Origin of the sequence: Edwardsiella hoshinae NBRC 105699 = ATCC 33379 (assembly GCF_000474215.1) — a bacterium.
In the GTDB taxonomy this organism is placed as follows: Bacteria; Pseudomonadota; Gammaproteobacteria; order Enterobacterales; family Enterobacteriaceae; genus Edwardsiella; species Edwardsiella hoshinae.
Map to the genome: position 1 here is coordinate 19,870 of NZ_BAUC01000033.1, position 12,866 is coordinate 32,735.

The window sequence follows — 12,866 nt, forward strand, 5'->3', positions numbered from 1 at the left end:
CGTAGCCCGATTAGAAACGGTTGCCCAGGGTCAGGCCGATAACGCCTTCACCGTAGCGATCGTCACGGTTGTAGCCTACGCCGATGCCCAGATTGAGTGAGTCGCTGATGTCCAAGCGTGCATTGGCATCGACACGAACTTGATTACCGCCGACTCGAGCGCCGATGGTTTCGAACGTTGAACCGGCGTTATTGATCGAGACCAGGGCATGGCGTTGGCGGATACGGCGCTCGCCATCGAGATCATGCAGGTAGCTGGCTTGCAGTGAGGGCGTTAGCGTGCCCCAGCCGGTAGCCAGTTGGGTCCAGGCGCTTACGCCGCCACCCAGGTGGTTCAGGCTATACTTCTGGCTGCTGCTGCTCAGCGCCAGCACCGAACCGCTTTCGTGCCAGGAGTTTAGGTTGACCCACTGATATTGGTAGGTCAGCATCGGGCGCAGGTGTAGGCCGGCTAACTCCAGGTTCAGACCGGCGTTGAGCTGATAGCCCGCCTGCATCCCGGTGTAATCGCCATTGGCCTGGCTCTCGCCCTGCCAGCCGTTGCCGCCGTCGATCTTGCGTTCGCTCTTAACGCGCAAGTAACCGATGTTGAGGTTACCCTCGGCGAACAGCATACCGCTGCGCCAACCGAGGTAGGGCATCAACTCGACGGTATCGATGCGTTTGCTTTGATCGACGCCGCGGCTGTCGGCCTGGTTGTGGCTGTAGCCCAGGGCAAAGCCGAGCATCGCGCTATCATCGATCTCCTGATCGGCGCCGAGGCTGATGCCATAGCGGTTCATATTAAACCCATTGGCATAGTCGTTGCCGCTCTGCGAACCGTGGCCGTACAGGGTATTGACCCACAGGTTCCAGCCGCTGTCGCGTTCTTGCGCGGGCAGTTGCCCCAGGTAGCCGAGCTGGCGCTGTGCGATATGGTTGCGCATGTCGCCGACCAGTTGATTGGCGGCGCGTAGTTCGCTGCCGTCGCTGTTCGGCGTCATCTGATTGGCCAGGTTGGCGATGGCGCTCGCATTGTTGCCGGCGGAAATCAGCAGCGCCAAGGCTTGATCGGAGGCGGCGCTGCGACTCTGATTAAAGTCATTGAGTACTTTAGGAACGATAAATTTTGTGGCGAGCAGGGCATTTGCTGAGGCACCGCCTTGTTCAGCCAAAGCAGAGAAATTGCTAGCACCACCATATCCTATGCCATAATTAACAATAACTTTATGTCCACCAGTAGCGCTACCGTCGAGCGCAGGTGTTTCTTCGACCCATGAGTTGGTTTGAGTTAATAATGGTGAGTAATCACTGAATTTTGTATTGTTTGGGTCTTCATGAAGATGATAGTTAATATTTTTGATATCATCTTTTGATAACGCAGTGCCTGATTCAATGAGCACAATATCTCGATCTATAATGTTAGATATGTTAGTGCCTACATAGTGTAGCTTGATTGTGTTGTTTCCTTTAAATGAAATGCTATCAGCCTTTAATATGGAGTTATCTAAATTAACATCATCGCCAATCTTAAATATTAAAGTGCTGTTTGTTTTGTTGGTCACTAGAGTGTTGAAAATGATTGTTCGATCTTTTCCAACGATCGTTAATGTCCCATCATTAAATATTTCTTTGAAGTCAAGGATTCTATAGCCATCAAAATATGCACTGCTTCCATTTAATGCGAAATTTATTTTGCTAGAGTTATTGGTTTTACCTTGGCCAATAATATCACCATAAATATAACTGTTTTCGACATCAAGTCGTATTGCAGAATCGGCTTGACTGAAGTCCATGGCAATACCATTTCCTCGTACGGTGGCGTTATTCTTGAGGACAAGGTAGCCATTGCTAAATCCACCATCTATCTTAATAGCTGTGCCTTGATTGTTTATTATTTTTTTTCCATTTATATTTATGCTTCCTGTTAATGAGGTGCCATCCTTAACATGAATGGCAGCAGCATCCGCTTGGCTGATTATGATGTTTTTGCCAATGTTTTTGTTGCTATTTGTTACTTCAAGCGAAGTGCAAATGTCATTAGTTGGATCGCAAACTTCTGCTGCCCAGGCAGTATTATAGAGGGCAGAGACAATGGCGGTATAAAGGAAAAGGTGCTGGTATTTATTCACGTGATAACCTCGGCGTTGGCAATTTTTATTGATACGTTAGAAACTCGCGCGGACAGAAACCTTGAAGTAGTCGTAGGCGGTTTTCTTATCGCTATCTTTGGTTTTGATTTTTTCGTGATAATATTCAGTCATAAGACGCCACTGATTATTAATCGGATAAGCCAGTTGCAGGGTGTAACGTGACATATCTTTCTTGATGATCTCACCCTGGGCATTACGTTCGGTAATTTCGCCAAATACCGATTGACGGGTAGACGGTGAGATGACAAGACCAATAGGGGTGTTCCAGTTCAGATATAAACGTACCTGCTGGTTGCGTTGAAGTTCACGGTTATCAAACGCATCTTGTTTATTGGCGTGTTTACCGCTTTGGAAGTAGGCCAGGGTGGTGTTGATATTGGGTGTAATAAAGTAACGGATGCCTGGTTCAAATTCCCATGAGAGATAGTCGGTGTTGGTCGTCAGGCCTTTTTTTTGATTCAGGTCTTCTTTCTTTTCGATACTAAACATACCGCTACCGGCCAGCGCCCAGCTATTGGAGAGGTTGTAGTAATAGGAGGTCTTGGTACTATAGAAATCGACGGTGAGGCGGTTGCCATTCTCATAGGTGGTAATATCTTGACGGACCTTGAAGCTGGGTTGGATCCAGCCATTATTGATCTTGTAGCGGTAGCCGGCTTGGAGATCCAGACGTTGATAGCGGCTATTATTATCGGCCTCACGCTGACGCAGACCGGCGTCGAAGTACCAGTTAGACTTTGTCGGGTTAATGTTGATGTCGAGACGATAGCCGGAATAGTTGGCCGGTGTATCGTAATCGGCGGTTTCCCAGGAGAAAACGGTATTGATATTGGCAGCTTGCACACTCAATGAGGTCAATGAGAGCGCGAGCAGAGAGCCCAGAAATAGCTGGTTATTCTTGTTCATAGCATTCCTTACGATAATAATCGTGATGCATTAATGCTGTTATTTATTTTGTTATGGTTATGATTTGCACGCAGGCCGAACGGCATCCTTACTAGCGCCGAAGACGTTAGTAAGGAGCGGTAGGGTCATGACGTACGGAGTGTGGCGGTTAGCTCGCTTGGGCGCACTCGGCCACTTTCTTATTTAGTTTATTGGTGGTCGCCGTAGTGAATTCAACCGGACGCCAGGAGTCGCCGGTTTTTTCCAACCAGGGGATCAGTTCTTCATCCGTGAGTTTTTTAATTAGGGCATCGTTACCCGCAGCAATATTCTTCATCTGGTAGGGATCGTTAATATTGTCGTATAGGGTATATTTCAGCGGTTGGCCATCTTGGCGATCGATGACCAGGGTATGGCTGGCGGTGCGTACACCGCGGCGGCCGAAGGAGGGTTCGCCGTAGGGAACGAACAAGTACAGTTGTGAACTGGCGGTTTCCCCCTTACCGCTGGTGATCCGCTCGGCCAAGTTACTGCCCTCGACGGTTCCCGGGATCCACTGTTCCAACCCCATCAGACCGAGGATGGTCGGATAGATGTCCGGTGCCGACATCAACGCGTCGTCGCTGCCCGGCGTGATCTTACCCGGCAAACGGAACATCATCGGAATTCGCATCGCCTCTTCATAGGCGACGTTCTTGGTCGGCTGGCCGTTGGCACCCAGGCAGCAGCCATGGTCGGAGAAGAACACCACCAGGGTGTTATCCGCCAGCCCTTGTTTATCCAATTCAGCCAGAATACGGCCAAACTGTTCATCGACGCCATTGACCATCGCCATATACTCTTTGAAGTATTGCGGGCCGTAGCCTTCTTGGTAATTGGCCTGCCAATCGACATTGGGGCGTGTATTCAGATCGCGCGATGTTTTACCGGCGTAGCGGTCCAGATATTTTTGCGGCACCTGGTCGTAAGGCGAGTGGGGCGGATTCATGGACACCACTAATGCAAACGGCTTGTCGGCGGCGCGGAAATTACCATCGTCGTTACGCAGGAATTTGATGGCCATATCGGCCTCATGCTCGGCGCTCCACTGATCGACGAACATCGGCTTTTCACGCGGGGTAGTGTTACCCCAGTACATCGGGCGCATATGCAGATCATAGGTGCCGTAGGAGTACCAGAAGTCAAAGCCGTGGCGGCGATCCGGTGCGGTCCATTCGTTCCAGTAACGGCCTTCCATCGGGTTGTTGTAACTCTCGATGAAGGGGGCGTGTGGGGCATCCAGATGCCACTTACCGATGTAGCCGGTGCTGTAATCCAGTTTCTTCAGTACGTCGGACCAACACTGGGCATAGCGCGACAGCTCAATACCGACCTTGCCGCCGAAGTCGTGCGCGTTACCGGTGATGCCGTTACGGATCGGGTATTGCCCGGTCATCAGCATACCGCGAAATGGCGTACACAACGGGTAGTTAGAGACGGCCTGGCGCATCACCCGAGATTGTTTGGCGAAGGCGTTCAAGTTTGGGGTCAAGGAGGGATCCTGCCCCATAAACTGCAATGCCTGTGCGCGGAACTCATCGGGAAAGACGATCAGCAGGTTCGGTGCATCCTTGGGCCGGTTTTGGTTATCTTGGCACTGTGTGTTCCCTAGTGTGGCGGCGAGGGTCGCTGGCGCCGAGATGGCGGCGCCTCCGGCTGCCAACCCTTTCAGAAAGCTTCTGCGAGTAACGGACATTTACCCCCCTTCTTATTCTTTGCGTTTTCTTTCGAATGGTTTTTACACATCTTATTTATACTTTTTGTGCAGCTCAAATCATAAATCAACGAAAATTTTGGAAATAGAAGCGGGATCACACTAAATCGGCTCTGTCCTTGGCTAGCGAGGGAGATGAGAGAGGGAAAACTGTGAGGGAGTTAACAGGGGGGATGATTTGTCGTCCTATTATTCATAGGGTTATAGCCGATGGTGAGTTCGGTAATGGCGGCGCATTCACAATAGCATTTCCGTGTTATGGCGGCGCGGGGGGATGGGGATGGGGAGACGGATGGTGCGCGCGCCACCGCGTTCGAAAGGTGGGTGATTAATAGACAAGTAATTATAAATTATGTGATTAGCGAGTTTTTGTTTTAACAAATTTAAAACGAAAGCGCTATCGTCCGGCTGTTGTGTATAAAAAATCGGCCATTAGGTTTCATTGTCTTTCGTGTTGGCGCTGTTTAAGCGTTGTGTGAGCGCGGCGACTTCGCTGCGCAGCGCTTTGATAAAGGCATCGACCGGCGCTGAGCCGGGGCGATGTTGGGGGCGAATGAGGCTTAAGGTAAAGGGAACGGCGATGCTGAAGGGGCGCCAAGCCACTCCTTGTTCGGCAAAGTCGAGCGCGGTGAGCGGGTTGACGATAGATAGGCCCACGCCTTGGCGTACCAAGGCACAGACGGCGGCGGCGCTATGGGTTTCGGCGATCATGCGGCGCTGCACACCGGCTTGGAGAAATAGCGCATCCAATGTGTGGCGATAGCTGTCGTCCGCCGCCAAACTGATATAGGGCTGGTCAGCGAAATGCGCAGGTGTCAGACAGCTGTGGCGTAGCAGGGGATGCCCGGCGGGCAGTACGCAGAGCTCATTCATGATCGCCAGCGTATGGCGTTGGCAGCCCGGCGGGGTGCGGCTTTCTTCCGTCAGTCCGAGATCGTAACGTTGTGCCGCGAGCCACTCCTCCAACAGCGGGGACTCCTGTGGCGTGATAGTCAGACTGACATCGGGGTATTGGTTGAGAAAGCGGCGGCAGACTAAGGGCAGCAGGGACTGGGCGAAAGCGGGTAGACAAGCGATACTGAGACTTGCCCGGCGAAACTGGCGGATCTGGCTGGCGGCATCCACGATGCGTTCCAAACCATGATAAGCGCGTTGAACCTCCTCGAACAGCTGGCGACCTTGCACCGTGGGACGTAAGCGGCCTCGCACACGATCGAAGAGCTTCAGCGCCAACACGCGTTCCAATTGGGCGAGCTCGCGGCTGACGGTGGGTTGTGAGGTCTGTAAGAGTGCCGCCGCCTCAGTCAGGCTACCGCTGGTCATGACGGCGTGAAATATCTCTATCTGACGTAGGGAAACGCGGCGCATGGCGGCCTCCGTTGGCACGAGTCATCGCGGCAAGGTATAGAATCCATATCATAAATGAATAGACTGGCAACAAATAGATATTTTTGTCCTCTTCCCGAGGCTGTTACATATAACGCAACGGTAGATTTTTTCAGGAGCCTTGCGTTATGCCTTATCCCCTCAATCAGGCCGGTTACGCCTTAAATGACACCCTGCTCGGTGCCCTGCCAGCACAGTTCGGCACGCCGCTATGGATCTACGATGCCGCGTTGATCGCGCGACAGATCGAAACCCTGCGTCAGTTTGACACCATTCGCTTCGCCCAGAAGGCCTGCTCCAATCTGCATATTCTGCGCCTGATGCATCAGGCGGGCGTCAGGGTAGACGCGGTTTCGCTGGGAGAGATCGAGCGCGCGCTGTTGGCGGGGTTTCAGCCGGGAGGCGAGGACGATGAGATCGTTTTTACCGCCGATGTGATCGATGAGGCGACCTTGGATCGGGTGTGTGCCCTCGCGATCCCAGTCAATGCCGGTTCATGTGACATGTTGCGTCAGTTGGGCGAGCGCGCTCCCGGTCATCCGGTCTGGCTGCGCATCAATCCCGGCTTCGGCCATGGCCATAGCCAGAAGACCAATACCGGCGGCGAGAACAGCAAGCATGGCATTTGGTATCAGGATCTGGATCAGGCGCTGGCGTTGATCGATGCCTATGCGTTGCGTCTCGTGGGCTTACACATGCATATCGGCTCGGGGGTGGATTACGATCACCTGGCGCGTGTGTGCGACACGCTGGCGAACCAGGCGATCGCCCTGGGGCGTGATATCCGGGCGATTTCGGCCGGCGGCGGTTTGAGTATTCCCTACCGTGCCGACGAGCAAGCGGTCGATGTCGCCCACTATTTTGGCCTGTGGGACGCCGCACGGCAGCGTATCGCCGCGCATTTGGGGCATCCGGTGCGTCTGGAGATTGAGCCTGGACGCTACCTGGTGGCGCAGGCCGGGATGCTGTTGGCGCAGGTTCGCGCGGTGAAAGCGATGGGACAACGCCATTTCGTCCTGGCAGATGCCGGTTTCAACGATTTAATGCGTCCGGCGATGTATGGCAGCCATCACCACATCTCGCTGTTGCCGCGGGATGGACGTGAGCTGAGCGCACCGCTCATCGAGACGGTGGTCGGTGGGCCACTGTGCGAGTCGGGCGATGTGTTTACCCAACATGAGGGGGGAACGGTCACCTCATGTGCCCTGCCGGCGGCACAGGTCGGCGATTGGTTACTTTTTCATGATACTGGCGCCTATGGGGCGTCGATGTCATCGAATTACAACAGCCGGCCACTGTTGCCGGAGGTGTTGGTGACGGCGCAAGGGGTACAATTAATCCGCCGCCGTCAGCGTATGGATGAATTATTCGCCTTAGAGCAGCTATAATGGTGAGCACACCTTGTTAGGTGGATCGGGTCATAATTAGTCAAATTAAATTGTTGCCTTATGTTTCTCAGGCCAACAATAACCTTATTTAACTAATTAGATCATATTTAGCCAGACCCGGATCGCCTAGACTCAGCAGCCTGACTTCTTACCGCGTAATTGGTTTGGTTATGAATAGTAAAGCAACCTGTTCCTTGTCGCGTATGGAGCCGGTCTGGCGAGATGTGCTGCATCAGGCGACGCGTAGTCTACTGGCCCAGCGTAGCTTGCCAGGGCTGATGCGGGCCTTGCACCAGCTCTCCTTCTCGGTGATCCGCTTCGATCGCGTCAATATTCTGCGGCTGGATCCGCTGCATAATCGCCTTACCCTGTATCGCTATGATCCGCAAAGGGATTGCGTCGCGCAGGACAACGATGTGCTGCTGGCCGATGGTCCCGGCGGGCGCGTCTGGGCCGAGCAATGCCCGTTTTATTGCTCGGGGGAGCGCTTTCGCCACGATTTCGCCGCCTTGGCTGCATTACCGCATTACGCCGCCATCGGCGCGTATTGTCAGATGCCGTTGACCACGGAACAACAACGCCTGGGCGGTCTCGAACTGATTAAAGAACAGGCTGATGCCTTCAGCGAGAGCGAAGTGGCGCTGGCGACTTCGCTGGCCGAGGTGGTGGCGCAGATCTTTGAACGGTTGCTCGAACGGGAGCAGTTTCAGCAGCAAGAGGAGCAACTGCGGCGCGAGCGCGATCACTTTCGCATTCTGGTCGATGTGACGAACGCGGTGACCTCCAAACTGGAGCTGGACGCGCTGGCGGCGGAAGTGTCGAAAGAGATCCATCGCTTCTTTGGCATCGACTATATCGGTCTATCGCTGCTGGAACAGTATGACGATCGCTTACGCTCCTATATCACCGGTTATCAAGACGGAAAGTCGGTGCTGCGTGAGCAGAAGCTGTTGCCGCTGGCCGGCTCCCTGGCCCAGCAAGTGATCCGCGACAAGAGCATGTTACTGATGGATCTCTCGGATTCGGCACGGCTGGCGCCACAAGATCGTCAATTGGCTCAGATGCTCAGCTTCGGCCATCGCACCATCTGCCAGTTGCCACTGATCTTCGGCAGCAAGGTGCTGGGGGTCTTGAAATTGGCACAATGCCAGCCAGGGATCTTCACGCCGCGTAACCTCAAGCTCTTGCGCCAGATCGCCGCGCGTATCGCCATCGCCGTCGACAATGCGTTAGCCTACGGCGAGATCTCGCGCCTGAAGGACAGCCTGGTGCATGAGAACCGCTATCTGACCGAGTGTATTCGCCAGGAGGGCGATTTCGGCGAGATCGTCGGCCAGAGCGAGGCGATGCGCAGCGTACTGGAGCAGGTGGAGATGGTGGCCGCCAGCGACTGTAGCGTATTGATCCTGGGGGAAACGGGCACCGGTAAGGAGTTGATCGCCCAGGCTATCCACAATCTTAGCCTGCGCAACCAGAAACGCATGGTGAAGATGAACTGCGCCGCTATTCCCAGCGGGCTGCTCGAAAGCGATCTGTTCGGCCATGAGAAGGGGGCTTTTACCGGTGCCAGCGCCCAACGTATGGGGCGTTTCGAACTGGCTAATCATGGCACCCTGTTTTTGGATGAGGTCGGCGATATCCCACTGGAGTTGCAGCCAAAGTTGCTGCGCGTCTTGCAGGAGCGGGAGATCGAACGAGTGGGTGGCAACAAGGTGATCCCAGTCGATGTGCGCCTGATCGCCGCCACCAATCGCGATCTCAAGCAGATGGTGCAGGATCGTCAATACCGCAGCGACCTTTACTACCGCCTGAATGTCTTTCCCATCGTGATCCCGCCGTTACGGGAACGGCCGCAAGACATTCCGCTGTTGATCAAGTTCTTCACCCGCAAGATCGCCAAGCGGATGAATCGTACCATCGACAGCATTCCGACGGAGACCATTCGCATGTTGAGCCAGTTACCCTGGCCGGGCAACGTGCGCGAGTTAGAGAATATTATCGAGCGCGCGGTGATCCTTAGCCGTGGCCCGGTACTCACCCTACCGATGAACGAATTGCAGTATCACCTCTCGCCGCCGCTGGCCAACCGTGCGCCGACGGGGTTGGAGCCGTTGCCGGCCATGCCCGCTGCCGCTCCGGCGGAGACGGCGTTGAACGAACGCGAACGTATCCTACAAGTATTACGCGAGTGCAATGGCATCGTCGCCGGCCCACGAGGGGCGGCGACGCGTCTGGGATTGAAGCGTACCACCTTGATCTCGCGCATGCAGCGCCTAGGCATTTCCGCCCACGATCTCACTGCGTGATGTCAACCTTGTCTGACGGCGTCGACAGTAATGTCGACGCCACTCGCCGCGTTGAGCATTCACGCCGTGCTTCGGCGAGAAAGTCGCCATCCTCGCTGAAATTAATTATTAAAGTTACTAATTTCCTGTAAAACATCATACAAATAATTAATAATTAAAGCTGGCACGTATCCTGCTTGTTTATTACCACAGCGGCAGCGATACATGTCTCCGTCTGGTGTGCGGCGCATCACATCGCGATGCGTACAATCTTTAGGAGTATGGTGGAGTAATTACTATGAAGGTCAGCGAACTAACCGAGAAGTCGCTATTTATCCATAATAAAAATGAAAAACTGATGGCGCAGTGGGCGACCTATAAGAGCAGCCTAATTAAGGCGACCACCTCTTCCCGGCTGAAGATTTTCCATGAGTTCAGCTGCGGTGATGGCGATAGCGTCAACTTCACGGTCTTCGACCACTTTATGGTGGAGATCCGTCTGGCGGGCGAGTTTTACAGTAAGACTATCCAGTATGGCCTGCGTCTGGATACGGGTGACGAGTCGCGTTTCGTCGAGTTGGGACGCGCCAGCTTCGATGAGGACGGGATGTTGGATGGGCGGGTTAATAATCGCGATCGGGAAGGGGTATTGGAGCATTATCTGGAGAAAATCCAGTCGCTGTATGACACCCTGTACCATGCGATGCAGGATACCCGTCCGCTGAATGAGGTGCTGTTAGCGCGTTGGGGCGCGATGACCACCGCTTGAGTGTCCTCGCTTACGTGCGTCGGCACCGCATGCCGGCCTGATGGTGTCGTCAGGCGTGACGGGGCGGGGAAAATCGACCGGGCGCCGTTGCGCCCGGCCAAGGTGTGTGCGCGGTTAGCAGATGCGTGGCAGCGGTTCGCTGTGCGGTAGATCGAGCAGGCGCGCGGCGCCAAACAGGCCGACCAGGCGTACCTGGCGCAGATCGGTGGCGACCCCGATGGTCGCCGCATCGGCACCTAGCGGGTGTGCGTGCAGACAATCCAACACCGCTTGCTCCGCTTCCGGCGCGACGGCCAGCACCAGCTTGCCTTCGTTGGCGAAGTTGAGCGGCTCCAGACCAAGCAGTTCACAGATCCCACGAACCGCATCCTTCACCGGTAGCTGCTTCTCGTTGACATCCATACCACAGCCGCTGGCTTGGGCAAATTCATGCAGGATGGCGGTGACCCCACCGCGCGTGGCGTCGCGCAGGGCGCGTACCCCAGGGATATTACGCAACGGCGCGATCAACGGTGCCAGCACGGCACAGTCGCTGGTGAGTTGCGCTTCTAGGCCCAGTTTTTCCCGCAGATTGAGGATGGTTGCGCCGTGATCCCCCAGCGTACCACTCACGATCAGGCGATCGCCCGGTTGGATCTCGCTGGCCGCCCAACGAATATCCGCCGGAATAGCGCCGATGCCGGCGGTGTTGATAAAGAGCTTATCCGCCGCGCCGCGTTGTACTACCTTGGTATCACCGGTAACGATCTGGATACCGGCTTCGCGCGCGGTTTGCGCCATACTCTGCACGATCTGCTCCAGATCGCGCAGGGGCAGCCCCTCTTCCAGGATGAAGCCGCAGGAGAGGTATTTGGGATGGGCGCCGCTGACCGCTAGGTCATTGGCGGTGCCACAGACCGCCAGTTTACCGATGTTACCGCCGGGGAAGAAGAGCGGATCGATCACATAGCTGTCGGTGGTAAAGGCCAGGCGGTCGCCTTGCTGGTTAAAGGTACTCAGCGCTAGACGAGCTTGGTCTTCGCGCGCATTGAGCGCCGGATTATCAAACAACGGCAGAAACAGACTCTCCAGCAATTGTTGCATTGCCAGGCCGCCACTGCCGTGCGCCATGGTAATCACATCGTCTTCAGACCATTTACTACTCACGGTTATTGCTCCATTCCTCGACGATATTGGTAGAACGCCGCACAGGCCCCTTCCGAAGAGACCATCAGTGCGCCGAACGCATTCTGTGGGTTACAGCGAGTGCCAAACAGTGGGCAGTCCGCCGGTTTACACCGCCCGGTCAGCACGTCGCCGCAACGTGCTTGAGGGTCATCGGCAACGTGTTGGCTTTGCGGTTGGAAACGCCGTTCGGCGTCGAACTCGGCATAGGCCGGACTCAGGGCGACCCCGGAGTGCTCGATCTCACCCAGGCCGCGCCATTCGCTGCGCTCACGGGTGACGAAGACCTCGTCTAACGCGTGTTGTGCCAAGGTATTGCCCTGATCTGGCACGATGCGGCGATATTGGTTTTCCACCTCGCAGCGCCCCTGGCACAGTTGCGCCAGCAACATGTCCAGCGACTGGAGAATATCCAGCGGCTCGAAGCCGGTGATCACCAATGGTTTGTGGAACTCATCACAGATGAAGGTGTAGGGATGAGCGCCGATCACCATGCTGACGTGTCCCGGCGCGATAAAGCCATCGATGCGCACATCGGGCTGTTGCAGCAGGCTACGCAGGGTCGGCGTGATGGTGATGTGCTGGCAGAACACGCTAAAGTTGCGCACGTCCTGGCGACGCGCCTGTTGCAGGGTGACCGCGGTGCTGGGCATGGTGGTTTCGAAGCCGAGGCCGAAGAACACCACTTCGCGATCGGGCAACTGTTGCGCCAGATTCAGCGCATCGAGCGGCGAGTAGACGATGCGGACATCTGCGCCCTGGCGTTTGGCGTCCAGCAACGAGCCATTGCGTCCGGGGACGCGCATGGCATCGCCGAAGGTACAGAACACCACACCCGGACGGCGAGCGATCTCGACGCATTGATCGATGCGCCCCATCGGCAAGACACAGACTGGACAGCCCGGACCGTGGACGAACTCGATCTCCGGCGGTAGCAGTTGGTCGAGACCGAACTTGAAGATGGCGTGGGTGTGGCCTCCGCACACTTCCATGATTTGCAAAGGCAAGCGGCAATCGGCCGGCAGATCGGCGACCCGCTGGCGGATACGCGTTAACAGCGCCTCGGCCAGTTGGGGATCGCGGAACTCATCAACAAACTGCATCG

General features: G+C 55.3%; 9 protein-coding genes. 3 read left to right on the forward strand and 6 right to left on the reverse strand.

Annotation, left to right across the window (positions count from 1 at the left end):
* Window positions 1–10: 10 nt before the first annotated feature.
* From EHO01S_RS13440 to EHO01S_RS13460, 4 genes are all read right to left on the reverse strand, one after another.
* Window positions 11–2,110, reverse strand: coding sequence for an autotransporter family protein (locus EHO01S_RS13440; protein WP_024524440.1), 2,100 nt, complete (start codon window positions 2,108–2,110; stop codon window positions 11–13).
* 36 nt (window positions 2,111–2,146) lie between these two features.
* Entirely contained in the window at window positions 2,147–3,037 is an 891-nt protein-coding gene (locus EHO01S_RS13445; protein WP_024524441.1) for an OmpG porin family protein, read from the reverse strand.
* Window positions 3,038–3,185: 148 nt separating this feature from the next.
* A complete protein-coding gene (locus EHO01S_RS13450) occupies window positions 3,186–4,751 on the reverse strand; it encodes a sulfatase-like hydrolase/transferase (protein WP_024524442.1) in 1,566 nt (521 codons plus the stop codon).
* 450 nt (window positions 4,752–5,201) lie between these two features.
* Window positions 5,202–6,137, reverse strand: coding sequence for a LysR family transcriptional regulator (locus tag EHO01S_RS13460; protein ID WP_024524443.1), 936 nt, complete (start codon window positions 6,135–6,137; stop codon window positions 5,202–5,204).
* 146 nt (window positions 6,138–6,283) lie between these two features.
* On the opposite strand from EHO01S_RS13460, the gene lysA reads away from it, so the two are divergent.
* The 3 genes from lysA to hycA all read left to right on the forward strand — a co-directional run bounded on the left by lysA (window position 6,284) and on the right by hycA (window position 10,597).
* Window positions 6,284–7,543 carry a diaminopimelate decarboxylase gene (gene lysA / locus EHO01S_RS13465; RefSeq protein WP_024524444.1) on the forward strand — a complete coding sequence of 420 codons (1,260 nt, stop codon included), beginning with the start codon at window positions 6,284–6,286 and terminating at the stop codon, window positions 7,541–7,543.
* Window positions 7,544–7,713: 170 nt separating this feature from the next.
* Complete coding sequence (gene flhA, locus EHO01S_RS13470) at window positions 7,714–9,849, forward strand: formate hydrogenlyase transcriptional activator FlhA (protein WP_081702263.1); 2,136 nt, start codon at window positions 7,714–7,716, stop codon at window positions 9,847–9,849.
* 277 nt (window positions 9,850–10,126) lie between these two features.
* Complete coding sequence (hycA, locus tag EHO01S_RS13475) at window positions 10,127–10,597, forward strand: formate hydrogenlyase regulator HycA (protein ID WP_024524446.1); 471 nt, start codon at window positions 10,127–10,129, stop codon at window positions 10,595–10,597.
* A gap of 114 nt (window positions 10,598–10,711) precedes the next feature.
* Here hycA and hypE read toward each other — a convergent pair whose 3' ends face one another.
* Together hypE and hypD are read right to left on the reverse strand one after the other, a co-directional pair.
* Window positions 10,712–11,707 carry a hydrogenase expression/formation protein HypE gene (gene hypE / locus EHO01S_RS13480; protein ID WP_035370635.1) on the reverse strand — a complete coding sequence of 332 codons (996 nt, stop codon included), beginning with the start codon at window positions 11,705–11,707 and terminating at the stop codon, window positions 10,712–10,714.
* A 38-nt stretch (window positions 11,708–11,745) separates the two neighbouring features.
* Complete coding sequence (gene hypD / locus EHO01S_RS13485; protein WP_024524448.1) at window positions 11,746–12,864, reverse strand: hydrogenase formation protein HypD; 1,119 nt, start codon at window positions 12,862–12,864, stop codon at window positions 11,746–11,748.
* Between the last annotated feature and the right edge of the window lie 2 nt (window positions 12,865–12,866).

Excerpts from the sequence above, each read along its gene's own strand:
- EHO01S_RS13445 (WP_024524441.1), bottom strand. The coding sequence starts at position 3,037 with ATGAACAAGAATAACCAGCTATTTCTGGGCTCTCTGCTCGCGCTCTCA.
- EHO01S_RS13450 (WP_024524442.1), bottom strand. The coding sequence starts at position 4,751 with ATGTCCGTTACTCGCAGAAGCTTTCTGAAAGGGTTGGCAGCCGGAGGC.
- EHO01S_RS13460 (WP_024524443.1), bottom strand. The coding sequence starts at position 6,137 with ATGCGCCGCGTTTCCCTACGTCAGATAGAGATATTTCACGCCGTCATG.
- lysA (WP_024524444.1), top strand. The coding sequence starts at position 6,284 with ATGCCTTATCCCCTCAATCAGGCCGGTTACGCCTTAAATGACACCCTG.
- flhA (WP_081702263.1), top strand. The coding sequence starts at position 7,714 with ATGAATAGTAAAGCAACCTGTTCCTTGTCGCGTATGGAGCCGGTCTGG.
- hycA (WP_024524446.1), top strand. The coding sequence starts at position 10,127 with ATGAAGGTCAGCGAACTAACCGAGAAGTCGCTATTTATCCATAATAAA.
- hypE (WP_035370635.1), bottom strand. The coding sequence starts at position 11,707 with ATGGCGCACGGCAGTGGCGGCCTGGCAATGCAACAATTGCTGGAGAGT.
- hypD (WP_024524448.1), bottom strand. The coding sequence starts at position 12,864 with ATGCAGTTTGTTGATGAGTTCCGCGATCCCCAACTGGCCGAGGCGCTG.